We start from the raw sequence: 24713 nt of genomic DNA on the forward strand, positions 1-24713 counted from the left end.
GCTCCGCGCGGCGCGCCTCAGGCGGGCGGACGGCGCGCGCGGGCGGCGGCGCTGTCGGACCCGGGGCCGCGGAGGCTGCGGGCCGTCCGGGGTCGGCGACCGGGGCAAAGCTGTTCAGGCTGAACAGCGCCGCCAGTTGTTCCGGATAATAGGCGTAGGAGCGCGTTTCGCCTTCGCCATGGGCCAAGGGCGCGGCCGGCGTGGCTGTCGGTTCCGGAGCGGGCGCGGGCGACGGCGCGAAGGAAAGGAGAAGGGGCGCGGCGAGCGCGGCGGCGCCCGCCAGCAGCAGCGTCCGAAGGGCAAAAGGATGAGCGCGGAGAAACATGGCGGCTCCGTGACGAAAGCGCCGAGATCAAGCACGAGCATTGCGGCGAAAGCGCGTCGGAAATAGGCTCTTCCCGAGAACGGGGGTTCATGCGTCGAGGACGGGGGGTTCACACGCCGTTCAGAGTTGCATGGCCAATGTGAGGCATGGGCGGAAAAGCGGCGTTAATTTGCGGATTTCTGCTCGGCGGCTTGCTTGCGCTGGCGGCCGGGCCCGCTTGCGCGCAGGGCGCCCGTTTTGGCGGCGGCGGTTTTCCCGGCTTCCATTTCGGCGGGCCGCGATTCGACGGGCCCCGCTTCGACGGCCCGCGCCTGCATGAACCGATCAACCGCGACGATCTTGCGCCGTTGACGCATCAACCGGATGGTCCGCCGCCGCCCCATGAGCCCGCGCCGCTCCATGAGCCCGCGCCGCGCCGCGAGCCGGCGTCGCCCATTGAACCGGCCGGTCCGCCGCCCGAACTCGCCAAGGCGCGCAAATGTTTCAGCCCGGCGGAATCCCGCGCGCGGGTCGCGCAGCTCAGCCTGCGTCCGCCCTTTGAAATGATGCGCCGCGCGGCGACCCTGGCCGAAGCCCAGGCGCTGGGGGGCAAACTCTGCCGCTGGGCGGACCTCGACATCTACGACATCAGTCTGTTGCGCCCCGACGGACGGGTGGTCCATGTGTTTCTCGACGCATCGACCGGCCGCGAGGTCAGCGCGCCGAAAATGCAGTGAAGGGATGCGACTTTGCGCCTGCTCGTGATCGAAGACGACAAGGATCTCAACCGGCAGATCGTCGCGGCGCTCGAAGCCGCCGGCTATGCCGTCGACGCCGCCCGCGATGGCGAGGAAGGCCATTTTCTCGGCGACACCGAGCCTTATGACGCCATCGTGCTCGACCTCGGCCTGCCCAAGCTCGACGGCATATCCGTCCTGTCGCGATGGCGCGGGGCCGGGCGCGCCATGCCGGTGCTGATCCTCACCGCCCGCGACGGCTGGACCGAAAAGGTCCAGGGTTTTGACGCCGGCGCCGACGATTACGTCGCCAAGCCGTTCCACATGGAGGAGCTTTTGGCGCGACTCCGAGCCCTTTTGAGGCGCTCGGCCGGCCACGCCACCAACGAGCTGGTGTGCGGCCCGGTGCGTCTCGACACCCGCGCCAGCCGCGTGCTGGTCGATGGCGCGCCCATAAAGCTGACCTCGCACGAATTCCGGCTGTTGTCCTATCTGATGCACCACACCGGCCGCGTCGTCTCGCGCACCGAGATCGTCGAGCATCTTTACGACCAGGATTTCGATCGCGACTCCAACACGATCGAGGTTTTCGTCGGCCGGCTCAGGAAAAAACTCGGCGCCGAAGTGCTGCACACGGTGCGCGGCCTCGGCTATGTGATGAACGCCCCCGGCGAGTCCGGCGGGCGCTGAGACAGGAGCGGCCTTGCGCGCGTTTTCCCGCTCCATCGCCGCCCGGCTGTTCTGGTCGGCGGTGATCGCCTGCGTGTTCGTCCTCACCCTCGCCGGCCTGGCGCTGACGGCGCTCTACCGGCAGACGGCGCAGGTCGCGCTCGACGAGCAGCTCAACATCTATCTGAGCGCGCTGGTCTCCGACCTTGTCAATCCGCGCGAGGACAACAACGAGCCCGGACAGCTCGGCGCGCCGCAATTCGAGCTCGCCCTGTCCGGCTGGTACTGGCAGATCACCAAGGTCGGAACCATGCCGCCGGAGATTCGCACCTCGCGGTCGCTGTTCGCCTCCTATCTCCCCCGTCTGCCCGATTCGGTCGAGCCGGATTCGGCGGGGCGGCGGCGGGGCGAGATCGCCGGACCGGAGAACAAGCCGCTGCGCATGCTGGAGCGCCAGATCGACGCCGGCGACCAGGGGCGCTATGTCGTGCAGGTCGCCGCGACCACGGCGAGCGTCGAGCGGCAGGTCAGCCAGTTCGACTGGGCGCTGGGCGTCACCTTCTTCACCCTCGCCCTGCTGCTGGTCGCGGCCATGGCGGCGCAGGCGCGCTATGGCCTGCGTCCGCTGCTGGCGCTGCGCAGCGACGTGATGGCGGTGCGGCGCGGACAGGCCGACCGGATCACCGGGGAATTCCCCACCGAAATCGCGCCGCTCGCCGCGGAGCTGAACCTGCTGATCGCCACCAACCGCGAGATCGTCGAGCGCGCCCGCACCCAGGTCGGCAATCTCGCCCATGCGCTCAAGACCCCGCTGTCGGTGATCGTCAACGAGGCCGAGGCGGAGACCAACCCCCTGGCGGAAAAAGTGGTCGAGCAGGCCCAGGTGATGCGCCATCAGGTCGCCTTCTACCTCGACCGCGCCCGGGCGGCGGCGCGCGCCGGGGCCATCGGCGTCGCCACGCCGGTCGCGCCGGCGCTCGCCGCCATGGCGCGCGCCTTCGCCAAGATCTACGCGCGCATCGACCTGTCGGTGGACTGCCCGCAGGATCTGCGCTTTCTCGGGGAAAAGCAGGATTTCGACGACATGCTCGGCAATCTCGTCGACAACGGCTGCAAATGGGCGTGCGGCGAAGTGCGGGTCGTGGTCGAGCCGCCCGTGGACGCGGGCGCGGAGCGGCTGTTCCTGCGGGCCATCATCGACGACGACGGACCGGGGCTCGCGCCTGACCGCCGCGCCGAGGCCTTGCGGCGGGGCGGCCGGCTCGACGAGAGCAAGCCCGGCTTTGGCCTCGGCCTGTCGATCGTCAAGGAGCTGGCCGAAGCCTACGGCGGCCGGCTGGAGCTGACGGACTCGCCGCTTGGCGGATTGCGGGCGGTGCTGCTGCTGCCGGCGGCGGCATGATCGCCAGCCATTTCGCGCCTCCAGGCTGGCGCGGGCGCCACGTCAGGGATTTTTCAATGCCTTTGGGGCAGACTTTTGCTTTCGCGGCGCGGCGCCCCTGTCTATATTGCGGCGCCGAAGCCGGGTTTGCCGGTTTTCAGGAGGTTCTATCGTGCATCGTCTGGCGCGCGCGGGTTTCGCGCTGACCGCTCTCATCTCGCTTGCCGCCTGCAATTCGGGGTCGTCCGAAGGGCCGGCGGTCGCCGCCGCTCCTCCTCCCGTTGCGCCCGCCGCGCCGCCGGCGCCGCCCCCCTATGTGGGCCTCGCCGACGGGTCGCTTGGGCAAAAGCTGGACGCCGCCAGCAGGTCCGCCGCGAACAAGGCGGAGGTCGCCGCGCTGTCCTCCGGCGAGCGCAAGACCTGGCGCGGCGAGAACGGCGCCTACGGCTATGTCGCGCCGGGCGCCGCCAATGGCGATTGTCGCGAGCTGACGCACACGATCTATGTCAACGGCCGGCCCAATGTCGCCAAGGGCACGGCCTGCAAGAGCGGCGAGGGCTGGAAGTTCAACGGCTGAATCCTGATGTGCGCCGCCGCTCGACGCGGCGGCGCGCGTCTGATCACCAGCCGGAGTAATAGTTGCTCGGGCAGGTGCAGCCGCCGCCGTAATAGCCGCTATAGGCGGCGGGCGCGTAGCCCCAGCCCCAATCCGAGGCCGCGGCCGCGGCCCCAAGTCCGACGCCCAGACCAGCCAATCCCAAGCCGACGCCGGGACCCCAGCCGCCGCCGCGCCAGCCCGCGCCGCGCCAGCCGCCATTCCAGCCGGGGCGGTTCCATCCGCCGCGGTTCCATCCGCCGCCGCCCCAGCCCGCGGTGCGGAACCCGCCGCCGTGGCCCCATCCGCCGCCGCGGAACCCGCCGCCATGGAAACCCGCGCCGCGGAAACCGCCGCCGCCGCCAAAGCCGCCGCCGTGGAAACCGCCTCCGTGGAACCCGCCGCCCCGGAAAGCGAGGGCCGGCTCATTGGCGACGAACGCGCCAGCGCCGGTCAGCGCCGCCGCGAACGCCAAGACTTTGATCGATGATTTTCCGCGCATGATTGTTCTCCCGAGGTTTATGCCTCGGGGCCGCAACGCGACGCCCGCCATGATGGTTCCTGATTCAGGCAGGCCGATCTACTGGAGTTGCGCACGAATCCTCAGCAACTCGGCCTTGCGCTGCTCGCTCACCTGCGGCCAGGACAGTTTGAGTTTTTCCATCGCGTCCAGGATGACTTGTGAAACGATCAGCCGCGCATTGAGCTTGTCGTCGGCGGGCACGATGAACCAGGGCGCGGCTTTCGTGCTGGTTTCGCTCAAAGCCCGTTCGTAGGCGCGGCGGTAGTCGCTCCAAAAACCACGTTCGACGAGGTCGGCCTGGGAGAATTTCCAGTTTTTCTCCGGCTCGTCGATGCGGGCGAGAAAGCGTTTGCGCTGCTCCTCCTTGGACAGGTGGAGGAAAAATTTCAGCACATGGATTTTGTTGGCGCCCAGGTGGCGCTCGAAGCCGCGGATCGAGCGGTAGCGCTCCTCCCAAAAGTCGTCGTCGGCCTTCGCGGGGTCGAACCCCTCGGCGGCGAGCAGTTCGGGGTGCACGCGGACGATGAGGACGTCCTCGTAATGCGAGCGGTTGAAAATGCCGATGCGGCCGCGCTCGGGCAGGGCGCGGCAGGCCCGCCACAAGAAGTCGTGTTCAAGTTCAGCGCCACCCGGGTGCTTGAAACTGGTGACCTCGCAGCCCTGCGGATTGACGCCCGACATCACGTTCTTGATGACCCCGTCCTTGCCGGCGGCGTCCATCGCCTGGAAGATGATGAGCAGGGCGTGGCGGTCGTCGGCGTAGAGTTTTTGCTGGTGGTCGCTCATTTGGGAAATGTGACGGGCGAGCTGCTCCTGATAATCCTCCTTCGACGCGTAATAATCGTCGACGCGCGTCGGCCATTTTTTCAGGTCGACGGCGTGGTCCGGTTTGACGCGAAAATCGTCGGAGTCGATGTCTTTCATGAAAGCCTCCAAAGCGGTTCAAGCGAAGCGGACGCCGGTTCGCGCGACGACAACGCGTCATGATGGAAATCCCTGAAGCGCGTCGGCGCGCTTCAGGGAATCAACACAGCGGCGCCCTCGAAGGCGCCGGCGCGTAAATCGGCGAGCGCGCGATTGGCGTCGCGAAGAGGGTAACGCGTGACCTGCGTTTGCAAGCCCAGTTCCGGCGCGAGGCGCAAAAATTCGACGCCGTCGCGGCGGGTGAGATTGGCCACGGAGACGAGCTGGCGCTCCTCCCACAGCAGAGCGTAGGGAAAACGCGGGATGTCGCTCATGTGGATGCCGGCGCAGACCACGGCGCCGGCTTTTCGAACCGTTTTGAGCGCCAGCGGGACCAGCGCGCCCACGGGAGCAAAAATGATGGCGGCGTCGAGTTTTTCGGGCGGCGTCTCGGACGCGCCGCCCGCCCAGACGGCGCCCAAGCTTTTGGCAAAATTTTGGGCGCGCGCATCGCCGTCCCGGGTGAAGGCGAACACGGCATGGCCCTGTTTCGTCGCCGCTTGCGCCAAAATATGGGCGGCGGCGCCGAAGCCGAAAAGGCCCAGATTTTGGACACGGCCGGCGCTGCGCACGGCGATCTTGAACGCCCGCCAGCCGATCAGCCCAGCGCAGAGCAATGGCGCCAGTTCCGCCGACTCCCCTTTTTCGCCGAGCGGGAAGGAAAAGCGCGCGTCGGCGACGCAATGGCTGGCGTAGCCGCCGTCGCGGGTGTGGCCGGTGAATTCGGGGGCGTCGCAGAGGTTTTCGTGGCCGGACAGGCAGGGGCCGCAGGCCTGGCAGGAATGGCCGAGCCAGGGGACGCCGACACGGTCGCCGATCGAGAGGCCGGAGACGCCGGGGCCCAAAAGATCGACGCGGCCGACGATTTCATGGCCGGGGATGATCGGCAGATGCGGATCGGGCAGTTCGCCGTCGTGGACGTGCAGGTCGGTGCGACAGACGCCGCAGGCCTCGACCTTCATTCGGATCTGGCCGGGGCCGGGCAGGGGATCGGGCCGCTGCTCTCCCTCCAGCGGTCCGCCAATCTTGTTGAGGACCATTGCGAACATGGTCGGTTTCCAAAAGAATTCCGGATTTCACTCCCGTCGCTTCAAACTGTCAAACCCGGCCGATGCGTCAGGCGAGGATCCAGCCGAACACGGCGCTGGCGGCGAGACCGATCACGACCAGGCCCCACTCCAGCCAGCCCCAGTCGCGCACCAGTTCGCGAGAGTCCGCCTGCGGCTGCGCCTGCGCCAGCAGGCGATTGTTGATGGGAACGACGATGAAATAGAAATATGGCCAGCTGGTCGCCGCGATCAGCGCGCCGACCAGCCAGCGGATGTCGCTGGCCTGGCCGAACGCCGCCAGGGCCGCCACCGCCGCCGCAAGCGCGAGGCCGCCGAGCAGGGCGAAGCCGCGCCGGTCGCTCGGCGCCCATTCCCGCATCATGGAGGTATCGTCCAGCGCCAGCCGCGCGGGCTGTTCGACCAGGGCGATGTAGAGGGCGGCGCCGGTGAAGGCGGCGGCGAAAGCGAAAGCGAGCAGTCCGGCGAGCATTTTGGGCTCCAGTGGGGCGTCGTTGGCGGCGGCGATGAACCTCTCCCGAGCGCGATGCGTTTCCGCGGAAACGCATCGCGCTCGGGAGTTTTTATGTGCGCATGATCTTTTCCGAAAACCGGCATCCAGTTTTCGGGATCATGCTCTAGCTCATAGCCCTTTTGCGCCGAAGACGAAAGCCTCGCGCATATCTCGCGCGGTATTAAGGAATCGTTAGCACTAACGCTGGCATGATTGGTGCTTGGAAGAAGCACCACATCCGCTGGTCCAGCCGGGCTGCGGAACAGCTGTCCGGCCGGCGCGTTCAACGTAACTGCAAGGAGTTGACGATGCCGCTTACCCGTTGTGTCTACTGCGCTCTGCCGACACGCATCCATTTCGCCTGGTGTCAGGAGAGCGGCGCCAGGGGCAACATGCCGCCCGAGGCCCTGCGTCCCGGCGCCATCGTCGTCGAGGCCCGGGAACTGCGATTCTGCAAGCCGGTGGCGTCGAGCAAGGGGCGGCGCTAGAGCCGACATTCTGCGAAGGCGCGCCTCGATGGGCCGCGCCTTGCTGGCGGTTCAGTTTTCGAAAAACGTCACGCCATTGTATGTGCAGCGGATGGAAATCCCCGGCTTTGTCCGCACGTTCCAGGCGCAATTCTCTTCAGCCTGCCGCCGCGTGTAACCGGGCGCGTCCGGTCCGGAGACTTTGCGGCCGTCGAAATAGAGCCGGTAGCCGGAATGGCCGCCGTAGCCGGGGGTGTAGCGGCTTTCGCCTCGGCACGCGCCGGGATGCAGGAATTCTCCAGTGTGCTGATCGAAGCAATCGACACGCGCTTCGCGGATCATGGCGCGATCAGGGGAATGACCCGGCGACGCCGGCAAGACGCCCGCTTGAGCGAAAGACGGTGTGAACACCATCGCGGCCCCCATCACCTGCTTCCACATTTCAGCCTCCCTAGAGCATGATCCCGAAAAGTGGAAACCGGTTTTCGGAAAAGATCATGCTTAAACAAGAACTTTAGAGCGTGATGCGTTTCCGTGGAATCGCATCACGCTCTAGGTCGAAAAACGCAGTATAATCTTGAACACGCCACCTGAAGTTGCGGCGTTCTGTCGCGCAGGGGCTCCGTCGCCAGGGCGTGCGATGTCCGCGCCCGTTGCATTGCGCGTAAAATTCGGCCAGTTAGGACTGCAATCCCCACAAATGGTCGAGCCGATGAAACGCGCCCTTTCCGTCACCCGCGAAGACAATTTCCCCGAATGGTACCAGGCGGTGGTCGATCAGGCCGATCTCGCGGAAACCTCGCCGGTGCGCGGCTGCATGATCATAAAGCCGTGGGGCTGGGGCGTGTGGGAGCTGGTGCAGCAGGCGCTGGACAAGCGCATCAAGGACACCGGACACGAGAATTGCTATTTCCCGCTGTTCATCCCTATGAGTTTCATCGCCCAGGAGGCGAGCCACGTCGAAGGTTTTGCTAAGGAAATGGCGGTGGTCACCCACCATCGCCTGAAGTCTGTCGACGGCAAGCTGGTGGTCGATCCTTCCTCCGAACTGGAGGAGCCGCTGGTGGTGCGCCCGACCTCCGAAACCATCATTGGCGACGCTTTCCGGCGCTGGATCGCCAGCTATCGCGACCTGCCGGTGCTGGTGAACCAGTGGGCGAACGTGGTGCGTTGGGAAATGCGCACCCGCCTGTTCCTGCGCACCGCCGAGTTTCTGTGGCAGGAGGGCCATACGGCGCACGCGAGCCGCGACGATGCGATGGAAGAGACGCTGAAGATGCTCGACATCTATCGCGAGCTGGCCGAAGAGGTTTTGGCCATGCCGGTGGTGGTGGGCGAAAAGCCCGAGAACGAGCGGTTTCCCGGCGCCGACGCCACCTATTCGATCGAAGCCATGATGCAGGACGGCAAGGCGCTTCAGGCCGGAACCTCGCATTACCTCGGCCAGAATTTCGCCAAGGCGCAGAACATCCGCTTCCAGTCCGCGACCGGCGAACTGGAATATGCGCACACCACCTCCTGGGGCGTTTCGACCCGGCTGATCGGCGGCGTGATCATGACGCATGGCGATGATGACGGTCTGCGCCTGCCGCCGCGCATCGCGCCGAAGCAGATCGTGATTGTCCCGATGTTGCGCGAAAAGCCCGAAGATGCGGACCTGCTGGCCTATTGCGAGACGCTGAAGGCTGAACTGGACGGGTTGTCCGCCTTTGGCCTGCCTTTGCGCGCGCATCTCGACAAAAAACCTGTGCGCTCCGCCAACAAGCGCTGGGACTGGCTGCGTCGGGGCGCGCCCATCCTGCTCGAAATCGGCCCCCGCGACATGGCCGGCGACAATGTCACGATGATTCGCCGCGACCGGCTGCGCGACGGCGACAAGGTGATATCCACAGGTCTTTCGCGGACGGATTTTTTGGCGCAGGCGCCGGGCCTGCTGGTCGAAATCCAGCAAAACCTGTTCGCGGAGGCCAAGGCGCGGCTCGACGGCAACATTCGCGCCGATTTGAAAACCTGGGACGAGATCGCCGCCTTTTTCGGTGCGGCTGCGGAAGATGACGCCAAATCAAGCTTCAAAGGCTGGGTGCGCGCGCCCTGGGCGCGGCCGACCGGCGCCGAACTGGAGGCGGTGGAGGCGCGTCTGAAGGCGCTCAAGCTGACCTTGCGCAATGTGCCCATGGGCCAGGGGCAACCCTCCGGCGCCTGCGTGTTCACCGGCAAGCCCGCGATCGAGGAGATCATCATCGCCCGCGCCTACTGAGGGTCATGTTTACAAATTGAACATGGCGTCCTAGGGGTTTGTCACAAAACCTTAATAATTAATCAATCGCGCGGAGGCGCCATGCTGGGCTGGATGAGGGCGCTGATGCCCAAGGAGGATCGATTCTTCGATCTGTTCGAGGCCCATTCCCGAATCGCCGTCGAGGCGGCCGAATGTTTTCGGCGCCTCCTCGACGGCGGCGATGGAGTGCCCGCCCTGTGCGAGCAGGTGACGCGGTTCGAACATGACGCCGACGATGTCGCGCGCGAGGTTTTGCTCGCCCTGCGCCGCAGCTTTATTACGCCGTTCGACCGCGGCGACATCCACGGCCTGATCAACGACCTCGACGACGCCGTCGACCAGATGCGCCAGACCACCAAGGCCATATCCCTGTTCGACATCAAGACGTTCACGCCCGATATGGCGCGCATCGGCGACCTGATCGTCGAGGCCTCGAAAATCGTGCGCGAAACCCTGCCGCTGCTGCGGTCGATGAACGCCAATTCCGCCACGATCAACGCCGCCGCCGAAAAGATCGTGAAGATCGAGGAGGAATCGGACCTGCTCTATCTCAATGGCCTCAAGGTGCTTTACCAGGCCAACAAGGACGGCCGCGCCATGGACTATATCGTCGGCGCGGAAATCTACTCGCATCTCGAAAAAAGCGTCGACTGTTTCGAGGCCGTGGCGCACCGGATGAGCGGCATCCTGCTCGAACATTTGTGAGTTGCCGATGGATGGCGTCTCCCTCGCCCTGATTGCGCTGATCGGCGTCGCCCTGCTGTTCGATTTTCTGAACGGTCTGCACGACGCCGCCAATTCCATCGCCACCATCGTCTCGACGCGGGTGCTGAGCCCGCAATATGCGGTCGCCTGGGCCGCTTTCTTCAATTTCATCGCCTTCTTCTTCTTTGGCCTGCATGTCGCCAACACGGTCGGGGCCGGCATCGTCGACCAGCACATTGTCGACGACCGGCTGATTTTCGCCGCCTTGTCGGGCGCGATCTTCTGGAACGTCCTGACCTGGACGCTCGGCATTCCCTCCTCGTCATCGCACGCTCTGATTGGCGGCCTGGTCGGCGCCGGCGTCGCCAAGGCCGGGACCGGCGCCATCGTCTGGGCCGGGCTGAACAAGACGGTCGCGGCCATTGTGTTGTCGCCGATGACCGGCTTCATCCTCGCGCTTCTGCTTGTGCTGCTGGTGTCGTGGATCTGCGTGCGCCGCACGCCGGTCGCGGTGGATTCGAGCTTTCGCTTGCTGCAATTCGTGTCGGCGTCGCTCTATTCGCTCGGTCACGGCGGCAATGACGCGCAAAAGACCATGGGCGTCATCGCCGTGCTGCTTTACGCCCATGGCCTCAGCGGCCCCACCTTCGCCGTGCCGTTCTGGGTCGTGCTCTCCTGCCAGACGGCGATGGCGCTCGGCACTTTCTTTGGCGGGTGGCGCATCGTCCACACCATGGGCTCGCGGATCACCCGGCTCACGCCCATGCAGGGGTTCTGCGCCGAAACCGGCGGCGCGATCACCCTGTTCGGCGCGACGGCGCTGGGCGTGCCGGTGTCCACCACCCACACCATCACCGGGGCCATTGTCGGCGTCGGCGCGGCGCGGCGCACCTCCGCCGTGCGCTGGAGCGTGGCGCAGAGCATTGTGGTCGCCTGGGTGTTGACCCTGCCGGCGGCGGGGACGACGGCGGCGCTGGTCTATTGGCTTGCGGGGGTGTTCGGATGACGATCGCCAAGCCGGGCAAGCCGAACAAGGCCAAGACGAAGTCCGGCGACGCGGTCGAGGAGAAGGCGCTGGTCCGGCAGGTGGCGGCGCTGCCGTGGCGGATCACGGAGCGGTTGGAGATCATGCTGGTGTCGTCGCGGCAGACGCGGCGCTGGATCATCCCCAAGGGCTGGCCGATGGCGGGCCGCAGCGCTTCGACCGCCGCCGCCATCGAGGCGCTGGAGGAGGCGGGCCTGCTCGGCGCCATTGACGAGGCTCCCTTCGGCCAATTCACCTATGCCAAGAAATTTTCTCGTGGCGAATCCGCGCTTTGCGAGGTGGACGTGTTTCCCCTGCGGGTCAACCGCCAGCGCGCGGATTGGCCGGAGAAGGACCAGCGCGAGACCCGCTGGTTCTCCCCGGAGGAGGCGGCGACATGCGCCTCCGATCCCGAACTCGGCGCGTTGATCGCCCGATTCGCCGCCGCCCGGTGAGGGGATTCGTTTTTGTTTTGACGCATATTCGTTAGAGCGTTTTCCAGCGAAGCGGATGCCGGTTCGCGTGAAGAAAACGCGTAAAAACAAAAAATTAGAGCCCGTATCCGCTTCGCTCGACCATGCGCGAGCAGGCCTGAGCGGTGCCCCCTTTGGTAAGGCAAGCTTAACCACAACGCTCAATTGCCTGGGGTTCTGGTAAGGTCCGGGTAACCATTGCCCCATTAACTGCGCCTCGACAGGCGTGACCTTGCGTTGCGCAGAAATGAATGCAGGCGCTGGTTCGTTTCGATTCCTGGACATGTGTGAGCGTCGAACTGGAGTGGATTCGCGTCGTGGCGCGAAATCCGCAAGCAAGATGAAGTAGAGACCACGATTTTGCAGCTGCATTGCCTCACTTGGCCTTTCGGCCGCCGCAATTCAGCCGCATTCAACCCGGGCGAAGCCCGAACTTGTTGCCGAACAGCCACAAATCCCCATCGAATACCCCAAAGCCTGACTTTTTGAGTTGCGGCAGAGGGAATCAGGGGACATGTTGCCGGCGCGTTTCGCAAAAACAAAACAAAGAGGCATCTATGCGTAATGTTCTGCTTTCCACCGTCGCCCTGATGGCGCTGACCGGCTCGGCCCTCGCCGCCGACCTGCCGTCGCGCAAGGCGGCGGCTCCGGTCTATGTCGCGCCGGTTCCGGCGTTCTCCTGGACCGGCTTCTACGTCGGTGTCGAAGGCGGCGCGAGCTTCCTGTCGACCAATGCTTCGGGCTTCGCCACGAACAACCAGACCGCCGGCCTGATCGGCGGCGTGGTCGGCTACAATTATGAGTTCCCGAACCGCTTCGTGCTCGGCCTCGAAGGCGACGCCGGCGGCGTGATCGGCGCCAAGAAGACCTACGCCAACCCGGTCTTCACCACCGACTCCTCCTACTTCGCCGACATCCGTGGCCGCATCGGCTACGCCATCGCCGACCGCGCGCTGCTCTTCGCCGCGGGCGGCGTCGCTTTCGGCGACACCACCTTCAACAGCGTCTCCCAGGGCCGCGTCGGCTGGACCGTCGGCGGCGGCGTCGACTACGCCTTCACCAACAACCTGATCGGCCGCGTCGAATACCGCTACACCGATCTCGGCCGTCAGACGGTCAACAACGTCAGCGTCCGCCAGGACTCCAACGCTGTGCTCGTCGGCCTGCTCTACAAGTTCGGCGCTCCGGACTATGCTCCGGTCGTCGCCAAGTACTGAGCTTTTTCACACTGAACTGGTCGCGCCGGCTGAATCCGGCGCGACTGCGAAACGCACTGCGCATCTGGGGTACGCCCGGATGCGCTTTTTTTTGCGGTTTTCGAAAACCGGTTTCCCCTTTTCCGGCTCATGCTCTAAACCCCCGGCATGACCGATCCCAAGCGCATTTCCTTCGTCTCGCTGGGCTGCCCGAAGGCCCTCGTCGATTCCGAGCGCATCCTCACGCGGCTGCGCGCCGAGGGCTATGCGATCTCGAAAAACCATCACGGGGCCGACGCCGTGATCGTCAACACCTGCGGCTTCCTCGACAGCGCCAAGGCCGAATCGCTCGCCGCCATCGGCGAGGCCCTGCGCGAGAACGGGCAAGTGATCGTCACGGGATGCATGGGCGCCGATCCCGGCCCGATCATAAAAGCCTATCCCAACATTTCCGCCATCACGGGTCCGCAGGACTATGAAAGCGTCATGGCGGCGGTGCACAAGGTCGCGCCGCCCTTGGCGAATCCGTTTGTCGATCTGCTGCCGGAGCAGGGCGTTAAGCTTACGCCGCGGCATTACGCTTACCTTAAGATTTCCGAGGGTTGCGCCAACTCCTGCACCTTCTGCATCATCCCGAAATTGCGCGGCGATCTGATGTCGCGCCCGGCGGCCGAGGTTTTGGTCGAGGCCGAAAAGCTGGTGAAGGCCGGGGTGAAGGAGCTGCTGGTCGTCTCGCAGGATACCTCCGCCTATGGGCAGGACCTGCGCTATGCCTCAAGCGTGTTTCATGACCGGGAGGTGCGCGCGCGCTTCTTCGATCTCGCCCGCGAACTCGGCGACCTCGGGGTGTGGACGCGGCTGCACTACGTCTATCCCTATCCCCATGTGGACGAGGTGATTCCGCTGATGGCGGAAGGCAAAGTGCTGCCTTATCTCGACATTCCCTTCCAGCACGCCGCGCCCAATGTGCTGCGCGCGATGAAGCGGCCCGGCAATGTCGAGAAGACGCTCGATCGCATCAAAGCGTGGCGCGAGGTTTGTCCTGACCTCGCCCTGCGCTCGACCTTTATCGTCGGTTTTCCCGGCGAGACCGATGCGGATTTCGAGCTTTTGCTCGACTGGCTCGACGAAGCCAAGCTCGACCGCGTCGGCGCCTTCAAATATGAGGCCGTCGCCGGCGCCGCCGCCAATGATTTGGGACTGCCCCCGGTCCCCGAAGAGGTGAAGCAGGTTCGCTGGAAGCGTTTTATGGAGCGGCAACAAAAAATTTCCGCGCGGCGGCAGCAGGCGAAAGTCGGAAAGCGCTTGCCGGTGATTGTGGATCGGATTTTCGCCGGGGGCGGGGAGGGGCGCACCAAGGCCGACGCGCCCGAAATCGACGGGACAGTGTTTTTGGCCTCCCGCCGTCCGCTGCGCGTTGGCGATATCGTCACCGCGAAAATCGAGCGGGCCGAGGCTTACGATCTGCACGGCGCGGTGGTCTGAACCCCTCATCCGTCTCGCCGCCTCTCGGCGGCGATCCACCTTCTCCCGCAAGGGGAGAAGGAGTCGCCGCCGCAGGATTCGTCAGGGAATCAGCACGGTCGCGCCGGTGGTCGCGCGTCCCTCCAGGGCGCGGTGGACCTCCGCCGCCTCCGCCAGCGGTTTTGACGCATGGACCGGGATTTTGACGGCGCCGGACGCGACCACTGCGAACAGCCGCGCCGCCATTTCGCGCAGCCGCGCCTCGTCGGCGATGAAGGCGAACAGCGAAGGGCGCGTGACGAACAGCGCTTTTGGCGAGAGCAGGCCGAGGTTGAACGGCGGCACGGGACCGGAGGCGTTGCCGAAACTGACAAACGTGCCGAAGGGCCGCAGGCAGTCCAGCGACCCCGGGAACGTGTCTTTTCCCACGCCGTCGTAAACCGCGTGGCACAGCGCCCCGCCGGTGATCTCCTTGACTCGCGAGGAAAAATCTTCCTGGCGGTAGAGGATGATGTCGTCCGCGCCGGCTTCGTGGGCGAGTTTTGCTTTGTCCTCGCTCCCCACCGTGCCGATGACCTTGGCCCCCAGCGCTTTCGCCCATTGGCAGAGAATCAGGCCGACGCCGCCGGCCGCCGCGTGCACGAGGATCGTGTCGCCCTTTTGAACCTTGTACGAGCGGAACAGCAGGTATTCGGCGGTCAAACCCTTGAGCATCATCGCCGCGGCGGTCTCGTAGGAAATTTCCGCCGGCAGGGGCGCCAAAAACTTGGTTTCGATGTTGCGCGCCTGGGCATAGGCGCCGATCGTGCCGGCATAGGCGACGCGATCGCCGATGCGAAAATCTTTGACGCCGGGGCCGACGGCCACGATCTCGCCGGCGCCTTCGTTGCCGGGCGTGAACGGCAGGGGCGCGGGATAAAGGCCGGTTCGAAAATAGACGTCGATGAAATTCACGCCCACCGCGTGCTGGCGCACCTGCGCTTCGCCGGGGCCGGGCGCGGGCAGGTCCATGTCTTCATACCTCAAAACCTCGGGGCCGCCGGTTTCGTGAATGCGGATCGCCTTGACCATGTGCATCTCCTTTTCGCGCGAATCTAGAGCATTTTCAAGCGAAGTGGATGCCGGTTCGCGTGAAGAAAATGCGTCGAAAGAAGAATCTAGAGCTTTTTCACGTTTCCATGAAACGTGAAAAAGCTCTAGCGCGGCGGCGGGCGCGGGCAATGCGGGCGCGCTGCAAGCTTGGGTTTGCGCCGGTCTTGGTGTGAGCGGCGTGGCGAAAGGGGATAGACTGGCGCCGCGACTCAAAGGACGATTCATGCCTCGCCACATCTATCTCGCCGGTCCCGAAGTGTTTCTCCCCGACGCCGTGGACGTCGGCCTGCGCAAAAAAGCCTTGTGCGCGGAATTCGGCTTTGTCGGGCTCTATCCGCTCGACAACGCGATCGCCGAAGGGGAAAATCGCGACGCGCGCATCTATGCCGCCAATCTCGCCTTGATCGAACAGGCCGACGCCGCGCTGTTCAACCTGTCGCCGTTTCGCGGCGTCGGGGCCGATCCGGGGACGGTGTTCGAGCTTGGGCTTTGTGTCGCGTTGGGAAAACCGGTTTTTGCCTACACGTGCGATCCCGTCGATTTCTGTGGCCGGGTCAGCGAAGCTCTTGGCGCGCATCACACGCCGGAGGGCGGGATCTGCGACGCACACGGGTTCGAGATCGAGAATTTCGGCAACGCCGACAACCTCATGCTCGATTGCGCGCTCAAAGCCCAGGGCCGCGCCGTGCTGCGCGCCGAAACGAAATTGCCGCTCGCCGACCTCACCCTGTTCACCGCCTGCCTGCGGCAGGTCGTCATGCACTTCGGACTTTGATCATGCGCACCCGCCCGCTCGGCCGCACCGGCCTCAACGTGTCCGAAATTTGTCTGGGCACCATGACTTATGGTCAGCAGACCGACCGCGCCGACGCCTTCGCCCAGATGGATTACGCCGTCGCCCATGGCGTGAATTTTTTCGACACCGCCGAACTCTATTCCATCCCGCCCCGCGCCGAGACCCATGGCGCGACGGAAACCATCATCGGCGAGTGGTTTCGCGCACGGGGAGGGCGCGAAAACATCGTGCTCGCCACCAAAATCGTGGGCCGCACCGCCATGCCCTGGTTTCGCGACGGCGAACTGGCTCGCCTGGATCGCAAGAACATTTTTTATGCCGTCGAGCGCTCGCTGAAGCGGTTGCAAACCGATTATATCGATCTCTATCAGTTGCACTGGCCCGACCGCCCCATGGTGCTGTTCGACGGGCTGTCGAACGCCTATGAGGATCGCGGCGGACCCGATGGCGTGACTTTCGAGGAGACCGCCGGCGCGCTCCAGGAGCTGGTCGCGCAGGGAAAGATTCGGCATTTTGGACTGTCCAACGAAACGCCGTGGGGTCTGTCGCAATTTTTACGCGTCGCGGAGCAGGGCGGTCCGCGCCCGGTGTCCATCCAGAACGCCTACCACCTGCTGAATCGCCAGTTCGAAATCGGCCTCGCCGAATTCGCCTGCCGCGAACAGGTGGGGTTGCTGGCCTATTCGCCGCTCGCCCAGGGGTTTCTCACCGGCAAATATTTGCATGGCGCCCGGCCGCCCGGCGCGCGCAGCACCTTGTTCGACCGGGGCCAGCGTTACGAAAAACCGGGCGTGGACGCCGCCATCGAGGATTATCTGGCTTTGGCGAAGGCATTCGGCCTTCATCCCGTGCATCTGGCGATTGCGTTCGTGACCTCGCGTCCGTTCGTCACCGCCAACATCATCGGCGCGACCAATCTGGAGCAATTGAAAATCATTCTGGATGCGCCGCGCGACCTGCCGCCGGAGGTTTTGCGCGACATCGACGCCATTCACCAGTTGCGCGGCAATCCCTCGCCGTGATCCCGGCGGCTTACGGCTTCAGCGATTCGATATAGGCGACGATATCGGCGATTTCCTGGCGCGTCAGGCTCATGTCGGGCATTTTCGGATGCGGGTCGATGAGAAAGATTTTCAATTGCTCGCCGCTCTTGCGCTGCGCGATGTCGCAAAAGCTCGGGACGTCGGCGCTCGCCTGGGTCTGCTGCTCGGGGGAGATGACATGGCAGGCGGCGCACCAGCGCTTGGCGATCTTCTTGCCTTCGATCATGTCGCTGGCGGCAAAAGCCGGGCTCGCCGCGGCCAGGGTCAACAAAACGGAAATCATCGCGCGAGCCATGTTCGCCTCCTCGAATCGGCGCAGTCCTAGAGCTTTTTCATAGAAACATGAAAAGCTCTAGATTCTTGTTTTGACGCATTTTCTTCACGCGAACCGGCATCCGCTTCGCTTGAAAATGCTCCAGGCGCGGATCATACCGCAATTTTCGTCGTGCGCCCGCAATTCGGCAGCGCCAGGGAGCCGGCTCCTGATACGGTTTCCGCAAGATCGCTTCGCGATCCGCGAAAACGAAATCGCGCGGAAATCCTTCAGGCGAAGGGCGGATTTCCGCGCGAGCGGAATAGGATTTCCGAACTGATCCTTCGGAAATCGTATGAAACGCCGGTCAGCCCCCTCGGGGCCGGTCCGTATGGACATGTCCAAACAAGAGGGCTTTCGCGGAAAGGCTTGCGACGACGTCGGGGATCGAAGAGGTCCAGTCCGGTTCCAGGCGGATCGGCGCGAAGACTATGCGCGCCATTCATCGTTGCCAACAAGGTCTGGATTTCTTGACGCTTGATGAATATCATTGCGATATAAAAATGAGAGTCCATTGAGTTGCCCCAGCGTGAGGGAAAATGGCTAATCCAGACGAGCCAAGTTGTCAGCCAAGAAATTCGTTCGCAATCGAGCTGCCAGAGCCATATTTGTTTGAAATTTATGTCAAAAAAAATTCGGATTTAGCTTCGTTTTCGGAGAGCAGGGCGCTCACGCATTATAAATCCTGCGGTCGCAAGGAGGGCCGCGTTTGCAGTCAAATCGACAGCAAGGCGGCATTTAAGGCTCTTGTGCCAAAATCGATTTCCATCTTGGAAATTGGCCCCTATATCAGGCCTGCGTTTAAAAAGGACGCCTATAACGTTGAATATTTGGATGCGTTTTCAACGAGTGAACTTCGGGAAAAAGCGCGCGCGGCGCCGGGTGAAAACCCTGCAAATGCGCCTGACATTGATTATGTGTGGAAGGGTGAGCCTTACTCTCAATTGGTGAAAAAAACGTTTGGATGTGTGTATTCCAGCCATGCGATCGAGCATCAGCCGTGCCTTGTTTACCATTTGAACCAGGTTTCCTCGGTCCTGGAAGAGAACGGATATTATTTCATCGCTGTGCCGGATAAACGTTATTGCTTTGATCGGTTTTTTCCGGAATCGACACTGGCGGATATTCTGGACGCGTATTTGCTTGATCGCCGTGCGCACTCTCCACGAACGCTCCTGCGAAGCCGCCTTTTGACGACCCATAACGATCCTGCCAGGCATTGGTCGGGCGAAGCCACGGTCGACCCCTTGAAACAACCTGTCACCAAGGCTTACGGGAAGCGCATAAAGGATACATTGGCGTTGTGGCGACAAAGAACCGGCTATGTTGACGGTCACGCTTGGCAATTCACGCCAGATAATTTCGAGCATTTAATTCAGTGTATTTATGAGGCGGAGTTGAGCAGCATGAAATTGGAAGTGGTATATCCAACAATAAAGAACAGGTTCGAATTTTTTGCTGTTTTAAGAAAAGCGTCCCATGGCTAACGCTGGGCGCCGCCCAGCCTTTGACGTTGCCAATTCGCAGGGGGAATGTTACCGTTTTGTGCAGTGCGATATTTGAGGCCACCCATGTTTTCCGGCGCGCCCATCGACATCAAATATCCCTGGGGGCGCCTCGCCTGCTTTTTCGTTCTCTGGTTGATCATTGCGGGCTGGTCGGTCCAGGAGCTGCCCCTGGCCGCCGCCGCTGGCGCGGGGGCGCTCTGGGTCAGCCTTAAAACCCTGCCTCGGGGGAGGCTCCGCGTTTCCGCAGGGCGGATCTTGGTGCTCGTCGGGCGCTTGCTTTATGGCTCGTTCGCCGCTGGCCTCGACGTCGCCCGGCGCGCGCTGGCGCGGCGTCCCGATCTTCGGCCGGGCTTCGTTTCCTGCCCGCTCACCGCGCCCGAGGGCGAGGCGCGCAATCTGTTCTGCCTGCTCCAGAGCCTGATGCCGGGAACGCTGCCGACCGGCGCGGAGGACGGGACGGCCTTCGTTCACGCCCTCGACATATCGCAGCCGATCGCGGAAGAGTTTTCCGCGCAGGAGCGTCTCTATACAAGGGCGATTGGCGATGGATGAATTTCTGCTCTCGGCGGCCGGCGTGATCATCGCGACGGTCGCCGTCGGTCTCGTCCGCATCCTGCGCGGCCCCGACGATGTCGATCGCCTGATGGCCGTTCAACTGCTGGGCACCGGCGGCATCGCTGCGCTGCTGCTCACTGCTTATGCGACACGGGTTCCCGGCGTGGACGATGTCGCGCTCGGCCTCGCCTTGCTGGCCGCCTTCGCCACCATGGCCTTCCTCAATCATCTCGACGCGGGCCAGGGGGATGCGAGCCAAGGGGGCTCGGAGCCATGAGCGCCCTGATCGATCTCTTCAGCGTCGCCGCAATCGGCGCCGGGCTGTTCTTCTTTTTCGCCGGCACGGTCGGACTGTTGCGCTTTCCCGATTCGCTCACCCGCCTTCACGCCTTGTCCAAGGCGGACAATCTCGGGCTTGGGTTGGTCGTCCTGGGGCTCATTCCCCGGGCGGAAAATCCTCTCGCCGCGCTCAAGCTGCTCGTGGTCTGGGCGCTGGTGCTGCTGTCGGGCGCTTCGACCGCCCAGCTCATCGGCCGCGCCCTGCGCCGGGGGCGCAAATGAGCGTCCTGCCGGCGCTCGATGTCGGTCTCGCCCTTCTCGTCGTCGGCGTCGCGGCCTGGACCATCGCGGCGCGCAACCTGTTCGCCTCCGTGGTCGGCTATGTCGCTTACGGGCTTCTGCTGGCGCTGGTCTGGGTCCGGCTTTACGCCCCGGATGTCGCCTTGACCGAGGCCGCGGTCGGCGGCGGCGTCACCGGCGTGTTGCTGGTCACGGCGGGCAAAAGGCTTGACGCGCTCGCGTCGGCGGAAGTCGGCGTCCCGCCCGGACGCGCGTTAAAAATCCTTGCCGGGGCGCTGGCGGCGCTCGTCGCCGGGGCGCTCGCCTGGGTCGTGCTGACCCTGCCTTCGCCCGCGCCCAGTCTGGCGCCGGCCGCCGCCGAAGCGGCGGCGGGTCCCGGCGCGGGCCTCGGCAATCCGATCACCGCCGTGCTCATCTCCTATCGCTCCTTCGACACCATGCTCGAAAAGGTGGTGTTGATTCTCGCCGTGCTCGGCGTCTGGTCGGTCGGCGCCGACGCGGCCTGGGGCGCGGCGCCGGCGCCCTTGCGAAAAGTGCGTCCGGACGGCGCGATGATCCTGCTGGCCCAATTTCTCGCGCCTGTCGGACTGCTGATCGGCGTTCACATTTTTTGGGTGGGGGCCGACGCGCCCGGCGGCGCCTTTCAGGGCGGCGCCCTGCTCGCGGCCATGGGGATGGTCGCCATGATGGCGCGCCTGGCGGAGCCGCCGCGCATCGACTCGCGCAAGCTGCGGCTGGCGCTTGTCGCCGGCCCCGCGGTCTTCCTGATCGTCGGCGTCGCGGGGCTGGCGCTGGCGGACAATCTGTTCGCCTACCCGCAAAATTTCGCCAAGCCGCTCATTCTGTTCATCGAGGCCTTCATGGTTCTGTCGATCGCGGTCGCCCTGCCGATGCTGGTCTGCGGACCGCCGAACGGGAGCCCGAAATGACCCCGCCCATCCTTGCAGGTTTGGTCGGCGCCGCTCTGGTCGGGTTCGGGCTCTACGGCCTGATTTGCGACCCGCATCCGCTGCGAAAACTGCTCGCCTTCAATCTCGTGGGCAGCGGGGTTTTTCTCGTGTTCGGCATTGTCGCGCGGCGCGGCGCGGCGGCGGGCTTCGCCTTCGATCCGGTTCCGCAGGCCATGGTCATCACCGGCATTGTCGTCGCTTTCGCCGCGAGCGCGCTGGCCGTCGCCCTCATCCTGCGCCTTGCCGCCGCCAGCGGCAAGGTCACGCTCGATCCGCGGGCCTGGACCAAGCGGGACGACGGAGGCGCCAGATGACGGCGTCGCCGGGTGGCGCGCTGCTCGTTTTCGCCGTCCTGACGCCGGTCGCGGGTATCCTGCTCTCGTTCGCGCTCGGGGGTCGCGCCGCCGAAAGGATCACGCTCGCCCTGGCGCCGATCGGCCTCGCCCTGGCCGGGTTCATCGCCTTTCTCGTCGCCCGCAGCGGGGCGCCTTTGGTCTATGTGATCGGCGGCCTGCCGCCGCCGCTCGGAATCGCGCTGCGCGCCGACGGCGCTTCGGCGACGATGATGGTGGCGGCGGCCCTGATCGTCCCCGCCGCCGCCTTTTACGCCCGCGCCAAATTCGCCACGCCCGACGGCGTCGCGGAAAGCCGGGGCGCGCTGACCTTCTGGATCATGTTGCAGGCGATCTGGGCGGCGCTGAACCTCATCTTTCTCGGCGCGGATCTGTTTAATCTCTATGTCGCGCTGGAGCTTTTGACCTTCGCCGCCGTGCCGCTGGTTTGCATCGACGGCCGCCCGGAAACGCTGGCCGCCGCCTTGCGCTACCTGTTGTTCGCGCTGTTCGGCTCGATTTCCTATCTGCTCGGCGTGGCGCTGCTCTATGGCGGCTACGGGACGCTCGACATCGTCCTGCTGGGCGAACGAATCGCGGCGACGCCGCTGGTGTGGACGGCCGCCGCCTTGATGACCGCTGGCCTGCTCGCCAAGACGGCCCTGTTCCCGCTGCACATCTGGCTGCCGCCGGCGCACGCCAACGCCCCCGCGGCGGCGAGCGCGGTGCTCTCGGGCCTCGTCGTCAAGGGCTCGTTTTTCCTCACGCTGCGGCTTTGGTTCTATGTCCTGCCGGCGCTGCCGATGGCGGCGCCGGCCGCCATTCTCGGAACGCTCGGCGGCTGCGCCGCGCTGTTCGGCAGCATTTTGGCATTGCGGCAGCCTCGGCTGAAATTGCTGGTCGCTTATTCGACCGTCGCCCAAATCGGTTATTTGTTTCTGGTGTTTCCGCTGGCGTCCGCCCCTGCGGGCGGCGCGCTCGGCTGGAGCGGCGGTTTTGTCCAGGTGCTCGCCCACGCCTTCGCCAAGGCGGCGATGTTTTTGTCCGCCGGCGTGCTCGCGGAGGCGCTCGGCCATGACCGGATCGCGCATTTTTCTGGCGCGGCGCGGGCGCTGCCGCTGACTTTTCTGACGCTGGGGCTCGGCGGATTGTCGCTGATGGGCCTGCCGCCGAGCGGCGGCTTCGAGGCCAAATGGCTGATGCTGCGGGCCTGCGCCGCCTCCGGCCAATGGATCTGGGCCGTGCCGATCCTCGGCGGCGGTCTGCTCGCGGGCGGCTATGTCTATCGCATCCTGGCGCCGGCGCTCGCCGACGGGGTGGTCGAGGTCAAGGCGAGGCCGCAGCTTTCCAGGGAACTGGTCGCGCTCGGCCTCGTGGGGGTTGCGCTGGCGCTGGCCTTCGCGCCCGAGGGTTTCTTCGAATTCATCCAGATTGGCCGCCCCTTGGCGGGGGGAGGGGCGTCGTGAAGGACGTTTTGCTCGTCGCGACCCTCGCCGCGCCGCTGGCGTTTTTGGCGGCCTGTTTCGTCCGGGCGTGGCGGCCGCGTGCGCTTGGCTTGCAATTTCTCGCGCCGGCGCCGGGTCTCGCCGCCGGGCTTCTGGGTCTGAGCGGGACGCCTGTCTCCGTTTCAGGTTTGGGTTTTGCGTTGCGCCTCGATCCGCCGGGGGCGCTGCTGCTCAGCTTTTCGGCTCTGCTGTGGATCGTGGCGAGCGCCGCGCTTTGGCGCGAAAAGGCGCCCGATGCGCGTTTCGGCGTCTGCTGGCTGCTGACCATGATCGGCAGTCTCGGGGTGTTCGTCGCCGGCGATCTCGTCTCGTTCTATCTGCTTTATGCGCTGGTCAGCCTGCCCGCCTATGGGCTGTTCGCCTTTTCCGACGACCCCGAGAAAAAACGCGCCGGGGCGGTCTATCTGGCTTTTGCGCTGGCCGGCGAGGCCGTGTTGCTGGCGGCTTTCGCGCTGCTCGCGGCGGGCGCGCCGCAGGGGGTGGGGATCGCCGAGGTCATGGCCGCGCTGCCCGCGTCGCCGTATCGCGGCGCCGTCCTTGTGCTGGTTGTCGCCGGTTTCGGCATGAAAATGGGCCTCGTTCCCTTCAACGGCTGGATGCCGCTTAATTATCGCGCCGCGCCGATTCCCGTCGCCGCCGTGCTGAGCGGCGCGGGCGTCAAAGCCGGGGTGATCGGGCTGCTGCGCTTCCTGCCACTTGGCGCGTCGATGGCGGAGGCGGGCGAGGCGCTCGCCATTTTGGGGTTTGTCACGGCCTTTTATGGCTTGGCCGTCGGCCTGACACAGCGGGAGTCCAAGAGCATTCTCGCCTATTCCAGCATCAGCCAGATGGGGGTGATCGCCGCAGCGCTCGGGCTCGGGCTGGCGGCGGCCGACAGTGGGGCGGCGGGCGACATGGCGTTTTACGCCGCCAATCATCTGCTGGTGAAAGCGGCTCTGTTCGTGACGATTGGCGCGCTCGCCGCGCGGCAGCCATTGTGGGCGTTGGCGCTGGCGGGCGCGCTGGCCTTGAGCCTCGCCGGCCTGCCGCTGACCGGCGGCGCCCTGGCCAAGCTCGCGTCAAAAGCGCAATTCGATGCGGGCTGGCCGAAAAATCTGGCGACGCTTTCGTCGATCGGCAGCGCCATGCTGATGACCCATTTTTTCACACGGCTTGTGTCGGGAGACGCGGCGAAAGACGCCGCTACGGAAACACCCGCCGCGCTGGCGCGTCTGTGGCCGGCGGTCGCGCTCGGCGCGTTGCTTTTGCCCTGGCTGTTCGCCGACAATCCCGGCGAAGCGCTGAAGCTCGACGCGCTCTGGGACGGTTTGTGGCCGGTTGCGACCGGCGTGGCGCTCGCGCTGGTCTGGCGGCGCTTGTCGGTCCCGCAAATTCCGGCAGGGGACAGCATCGTTCTTTACGAACGCGGTTTTGCGCGGCTGATGGCGCTCGGCCCGGCTTTCGAGCGGGCGGACGCCAACCTGCGGCAATGGCCGGCGGCGGGCGTCTCGTTGCTGCTGATCGTGCTCGCTTTGCTGGCGGCGGGTTTAGAGCAGGCTGCTGAAAAAGTCCCGTTCCGATAGCCATGGTTCGAGACGGCTGCTTCGCAGCCTCCTCACCATGAGGGATTTTCTCTATATAAAATAATCGAGTAGCCCTCACCCTGAGGAGCCCGCCTTGGCGGGCGTCTCGAAGGGCGGGGGCGGCCCACGGGTTTTTCAG

Annotated in this window: 28 protein-coding genes and 1 pseudogene; 21 read left to right on the forward strand and 8 right to left on the reverse strand. The window is 64.9% G+C overall.

Features of this window, described 5'->3' with window-relative positions; translation table 11 throughout:
- Positions 1–325: pseudogene (locus tag GJ654_RS00005) on the reverse strand (GyrI-like domain-containing protein); the annotation flags it as partial.
- A 146-nt stretch (positions 326–471) separates the two neighbouring features.
- Between GJ654_RS00005 and GJ654_RS00010 the strand changes: the two are divergent.
- The 4 genes from GJ654_RS00010 (at position 472) to GJ654_RS00025 (ending at position 3668) form a co-directional block, all read left to right on the forward strand.
- Positions 472–1041 carry a PepSY domain-containing protein gene (locus tag GJ654_RS00010; RefSeq protein WP_155444046.1) on the forward strand — a complete coding sequence of 190 codons (570 nt, stop codon included), beginning with the start codon at positions 472–474 and terminating at the stop codon, positions 1039–1041.
- 12 nt (positions 1042–1053) lie between these two features.
- The gene (locus GJ654_RS00015; RefSeq protein ID WP_155444047.1) at positions 1054–1731 is read left to right on the forward strand and encodes a response regulator transcription factor; all 678 of its coding nucleotides are present in this window, start codon (positions 1054–1056) and stop codon (positions 1729–1731) included.
- 13 nt (positions 1732–1744) lie between these two features.
- The gene (locus tag GJ654_RS00020) at positions 1745–3112 is read left to right on the forward strand and encodes an ATP-binding protein (RefSeq protein WP_155444048.1); all 1368 of its coding nucleotides are present in this window, start codon (positions 1745–1747) and stop codon (positions 3110–3112) included.
- Between the two features lie 151 nt (positions 3113–3263).
- The gene (locus tag GJ654_RS00025) at positions 3264–3668 is read left to right on the forward strand and encodes a hypothetical protein (RefSeq protein WP_155444049.1); all 405 of its coding nucleotides are present in this window, start codon (positions 3264–3266) and stop codon (positions 3666–3668) included.
- Positions 3669–3711: 43 nt separating this feature from the next.
- Here GJ654_RS00025 and GJ654_RS00030 read toward each other — a convergent pair whose 3' ends face one another.
- From GJ654_RS00030 to GJ654_RS00045, 4 genes are all read right to left on the reverse strand, one after another.
- The gene (locus GJ654_RS00030) at positions 3712–4188 is read right to left on the reverse strand and encodes a hypothetical protein (protein WP_155444050.1); all 477 of its coding nucleotides are present in this window, start codon (positions 4186–4188) and stop codon (positions 3712–3714) included.
- Between the two features lie 78 nt (positions 4189–4266).
- Positions 4267–5133 carry an ADP-polyphosphate phosphotransferase gene (locus GJ654_RS00035; RefSeq protein WP_155444051.1) on the reverse strand — a complete coding sequence of 289 codons (867 nt, stop codon included), beginning with the start codon at positions 5131–5133 and terminating at the stop codon, positions 4267–4269.
- A gap of 92 nt (positions 5134–5225) precedes the next feature.
- Entirely contained in the window at positions 5226–6221 is a 996-nt protein-coding gene (locus GJ654_RS00040) for a zinc-dependent alcohol dehydrogenase family protein (protein ID WP_155444052.1), read from the reverse strand.
- 67 nt (positions 6222–6288) lie between these two features.
- Positions 6289–6711 carry an anthrone oxygenase family protein gene (locus GJ654_RS00045; RefSeq protein ID WP_155444053.1) on the reverse strand — a complete coding sequence of 141 codons (423 nt, stop codon included), beginning with the start codon at positions 6709–6711 and terminating at the stop codon, positions 6289–6291.
- A 329-nt stretch (positions 6712–7040) separates the two neighbouring features.
- Between GJ654_RS00045 and GJ654_RS00050 the strand changes: the two genes are divergently transcribed.
- Positions 7041–7220, forward strand: a complete 180-nt coding sequence (locus GJ654_RS00050; RefSeq protein WP_155444054.1) for a hypothetical protein — start codon at positions 7041–7043, stop codon at positions 7218–7220.
- 51 nt (positions 7221–7271) lie between these two features.
- Here GJ654_RS00050 and GJ654_RS00055 read toward each other — a convergent pair whose 3' ends face one another.
- Complete coding sequence (locus GJ654_RS00055) at positions 7272–7640, reverse strand: hypothetical protein (RefSeq protein WP_155444055.1); 369 nt, start codon at positions 7638–7640, stop codon at positions 7272–7274.
- A gap of 271 nt (positions 7641–7911) precedes the next feature.
- On the opposite strand from GJ654_RS00055, the gene proS reads away from it, so the two are divergent.
- From proS to rimO, 6 genes are all read left to right on the forward strand, one after another.
- Entirely contained in the window at positions 7912–9456 is a 1545-nt protein-coding gene (gene proS, locus GJ654_RS00060) for a proline--tRNA ligase (protein WP_155444056.1), read from the forward strand.
- An 81-nt stretch (positions 9457–9537) separates the two neighbouring features.
- On the forward strand, positions 9538–10182 hold the full coding sequence (locus GJ654_RS00065; RefSeq protein ID WP_155444057.1) for a DUF47 domain-containing protein: 645 nt from the start codon (positions 9538–9540) through the stop codon (positions 10180–10182).
- A 7-nt stretch (positions 10183–10189) separates the two neighbouring features.
- Positions 10190–11188: an inorganic phosphate transporter gene (locus tag GJ654_RS00070; protein ID WP_155444058.1), complete on the forward strand. Its 999-nt coding sequence runs from the start codon at positions 10190–10192 to the stop codon at positions 11186–11188.
- Positions 11185–11661: an NUDIX hydrolase gene (locus tag GJ654_RS00075; RefSeq protein WP_196305381.1), complete on the forward strand. Its 477-nt coding sequence runs from the start codon at positions 11185–11187 to the stop codon at positions 11659–11661. The genes GJ654_RS00070 and GJ654_RS00075 overlap by 4 nt, the downstream gene beginning before the upstream one ends.
- Before the next feature lie 575 nt (positions 11662–12236).
- Entirely contained in the window at positions 12237–12896 is a 660-nt protein-coding gene (locus tag GJ654_RS00080; RefSeq protein WP_155444059.1) for an outer membrane protein, read from the forward strand.
- Between the two features lie 147 nt (positions 12897–13043).
- Entirely contained in the window at positions 13044–14360 is a 1317-nt protein-coding gene (gene rimO / locus GJ654_RS00085) for a 30S ribosomal protein S12 methylthiotransferase RimO (protein WP_155444060.1), read from the forward strand.
- Positions 14361–14441: 81 nt separating this feature from the next.
- Here rimO and GJ654_RS00090 read toward each other — a convergent pair whose 3' ends face one another.
- Positions 14442–15410, reverse strand: a complete 969-nt coding sequence (locus GJ654_RS00090; RefSeq protein ID WP_155444061.1) for a quinone oxidoreductase family protein — start codon at positions 15408–15410, stop codon at positions 14442–14444.
- A 244-nt stretch (positions 15411–15654) separates the two neighbouring features.
- On the opposite strand from GJ654_RS00090, the gene GJ654_RS00095 reads away from it, so the two are divergent.
- Positions 15655–16206: a nucleoside 2-deoxyribosyltransferase gene (locus GJ654_RS00095; RefSeq protein ID WP_155444062.1), complete on the forward strand. Its 552-nt coding sequence runs from the start codon at positions 15655–15657 to the stop codon at positions 16204–16206.
- 2 nt (positions 16207–16208) lie between these two features.
- A complete protein-coding gene (locus GJ654_RS00100; protein ID WP_155444063.1) occupies positions 16209–17249 on the forward strand; it encodes an aldo/keto reductase in 1041 nt (346 codons plus the stop codon).
- Positions 17250–17259: 10 nt separating this feature from the next.
- Here GJ654_RS00100 and GJ654_RS00105 read toward each other — a convergent pair whose 3' ends face one another.
- Positions 17260–17565, reverse strand: coding sequence for a c-type cytochrome (locus tag GJ654_RS00105; protein ID WP_155444064.1), 306 nt, complete (start codon positions 17563–17565; stop codon positions 17260–17262).
- A gap of 557 nt (positions 17566–18122) precedes the next feature.
- On the opposite strand from GJ654_RS00105, the gene GJ654_RS00110 reads away from it, so the two are divergent.
- The 8 genes from GJ654_RS00110 to GJ654_RS00145 all read left to right on the forward strand — a co-directional run bounded on the left by GJ654_RS00110 (position 18123) and on the right by GJ654_RS00145 (position 24574).
- A complete protein-coding gene (locus tag GJ654_RS00110; RefSeq protein WP_155444065.1) occupies positions 18123–19070 on the forward strand; it encodes a hypothetical protein in 948 nt (315 codons plus the stop codon).
- An 84-nt stretch (positions 19071–19154) separates the two neighbouring features.
- Positions 19155–19643, forward strand: coding sequence for a Na+/H+ antiporter subunit E (locus GJ654_RS00115; RefSeq protein WP_196305382.1), 489 nt, complete (start codon positions 19155–19157; stop codon positions 19641–19643).
- Entirely contained in the window at positions 19636–19923 is a 288-nt protein-coding gene (locus tag GJ654_RS00120) for a monovalent cation/H+ antiporter complex subunit F (protein ID WP_155444067.1), read from the forward strand. The genes GJ654_RS00115 and GJ654_RS00120 overlap by 8 nt, the downstream gene beginning before the upstream one ends.
- Complete coding sequence (locus tag GJ654_RS00125) at positions 19920–20207, forward strand: monovalent cation/H(+) antiporter subunit G (RefSeq protein ID WP_155444068.1); 288 nt, start codon at positions 19920–19922, stop codon at positions 20205–20207. The genes GJ654_RS00120 and GJ654_RS00125 overlap by 4 nt, the downstream gene beginning before the upstream one ends.
- Positions 20204–21154 (forward strand): hydrogenase subunit MbhD domain-containing protein, encoded by a 951-nt coding sequence (locus GJ654_RS00130; protein ID WP_155444069.1) that lies wholly within the window; start codon positions 20204–20206, stop codon positions 21152–21154. Before GJ654_RS00125 ends, GJ654_RS00130 begins: the two co-directional genes overlap by 4 nt.
- Positions 21151–21489: an NADH-quinone oxidoreductase subunit K gene (locus tag GJ654_RS00135; protein ID WP_155444070.1), complete on the forward strand. Its 339-nt coding sequence runs from the start codon at positions 21151–21153 to the stop codon at positions 21487–21489. The genes GJ654_RS00130 and GJ654_RS00135 overlap by 4 nt, the downstream gene beginning before the upstream one ends.
- Positions 21486–22973 carry a complex I subunit 5 family protein gene (locus tag GJ654_RS00140; RefSeq protein WP_155444071.1) on the forward strand — a complete coding sequence of 496 codons (1488 nt, stop codon included), beginning with the start codon at positions 21486–21488 and terminating at the stop codon, positions 22971–22973. The genes GJ654_RS00135 and GJ654_RS00140 overlap by 4 nt, the downstream gene beginning before the upstream one ends.
- Positions 22970–24574 (forward strand): complex I subunit 5 family protein, encoded by a 1605-nt coding sequence (locus GJ654_RS00145; protein ID WP_155444072.1) that lies wholly within the window; start codon positions 22970–22972, stop codon positions 24572–24574. Before GJ654_RS00140 ends, GJ654_RS00145 begins: the two co-directional genes overlap by 4 nt.
- Positions 24575–24713 lie beyond the last annotated feature (139 nt).

The sequence above is a fragment of the Rhodoblastus acidophilus genome, assembly GCF_009720655.1.
GTDB lineage: Bacteria > Pseudomonadota > Alphaproteobacteria > Rhizobiales > Beijerinckiaceae > Rhodoblastus > Rhodoblastus acidophilus_A.

Bases quoted from the DNA above. Each gene is read 5' to 3' on its own strand.
- GJ654_RS00040 (WP_155444052.1), bottom strand. From the start codon at position 6,221: ATGTTCGCAATGGTCCTCAACAAGATTGGCGGACCGCTGGAGGGAGAG.
- GJ654_RS00135 (WP_155444070.1), top strand. From the start codon at position 21,151: ATGACCCCGCCCATCCTTGCAGGTTTGGTCGGCGCCGCTCTGGTCGGG.
- GJ654_RS00100 (WP_155444063.1), top strand. From the start codon at position 16,209: ATGCGCACCCGCCCGCTCGGCCGCACCGGCCTCAACGTGTCCGAAATT.
- GJ654_RS00115 (WP_196305382.1), top strand. From the start codon at position 19,155: ATGTTTTCCGGCGCGCCCATCGACATCAAATATCCCTGGGGGCGCCTC.
- GJ654_RS00140 (WP_155444071.1), top strand. From the start codon at position 21,486: ATGACGGCGTCGCCGGGTGGCGCGCTGCTCGTTTTCGCCGTCCTGACG.
- rimO (WP_155444060.1), top strand. From the start codon at position 13,044: ATGACCGATCCCAAGCGCATTTCCTTCGTCTCGCTGGGCTGCCCGAAG.
- GJ654_RS00010 (WP_155444046.1), top strand. From the start codon at position 472: ATGGGCGGAAAAGCGGCGTTAATTTGCGGATTTCTGCTCGGCGGCTTG.
- GJ654_RS00055 (WP_155444055.1), bottom strand. From the start codon at position 7,640: ATGTGGAAGCAGGTGATGGGGGCCGCGATGGTGTTCACACCGTCTTTC.
- GJ654_RS00090 (WP_155444061.1), bottom strand. From the start codon at position 15,410: ATGGTCAAGGCGATCCGCATTCACGAAACCGGCGGCCCCGAGGTTTTG.
- GJ654_RS00075 (WP_196305381.1), top strand. From the start codon at position 11,185: ATGACGATCGCCAAGCCGGGCAAGCCGAACAAGGCCAAGACGAAGTCC.
- GJ654_RS00050 (WP_155444054.1), top strand. From the start codon at position 7,041: ATGCCGCTTACCCGTTGTGTCTACTGCGCTCTGCCGACACGCATCCAT.
- GJ654_RS00105 (WP_155444064.1), bottom strand. From the start codon at position 17,565: ATGGCTCGCGCGATGATTTCCGTTTTGTTGACCCTGGCCGCGGCGAGC.
- GJ654_RS00080 (WP_155444059.1), top strand. From the start codon at position 12,237: ATGCGTAATGTTCTGCTTTCCACCGTCGCCCTGATGGCGCTGACCGGC.
- GJ654_RS00030 (WP_155444050.1), bottom strand. From the start codon at position 4,188: ATGCGCGGAAAATCATCGATCAAAGTCTTGGCGTTCGCGGCGGCGCTG.
- GJ654_RS00065 (WP_155444057.1), top strand. From the start codon at position 9,538: ATGCTGGGCTGGATGAGGGCGCTGATGCCCAAGGAGGATCGATTCTTC.
- GJ654_RS00095 (WP_155444062.1), top strand. From the start codon at position 15,655: ATGCCTCGCCACATCTATCTCGCCGGTCCCGAAGTGTTTCTCCCCGAC.
- GJ654_RS00125 (WP_155444068.1), top strand. From the start codon at position 19,920: ATGAGCGCCCTGATCGATCTCTTCAGCGTCGCCGCAATCGGCGCCGGG.
- GJ654_RS00110 (WP_155444065.1), top strand. From the start codon at position 18,123: ATGGCTAATCCAGACGAGCCAAGTTGTCAGCCAAGAAATTCGTTCGCA.
- GJ654_RS00070 (WP_155444058.1), top strand. From the start codon at position 10,190: ATGGATGGCGTCTCCCTCGCCCTGATTGCGCTGATCGGCGTCGCCCTG.
- GJ654_RS00045 (WP_155444053.1), bottom strand. From the start codon at position 6,711: ATGCTCGCCGGACTGCTCGCTTTCGCTTTCGCCGCCGCCTTCACCGGC.
- proS (WP_155444056.1), top strand. From the start codon at position 7,912: ATGAAACGCGCCCTTTCCGTCACCCGCGAAGACAATTTCCCCGAATGG.
- GJ654_RS00130 (WP_155444069.1), top strand. From the start codon at position 20,204: ATGAGCGTCCTGCCGGCGCTCGATGTCGGTCTCGCCCTTCTCGTCGTC.
- GJ654_RS00035 (WP_155444051.1), bottom strand. From the start codon at position 5,133: ATGAAAGACATCGACTCCGACGATTTTCGCGTCAAACCGGACCACGCC.
- GJ654_RS00120 (WP_155444067.1), top strand. From the start codon at position 19,636: ATGGATGAATTTCTGCTCTCGGCGGCCGGCGTGATCATCGCGACGGTC.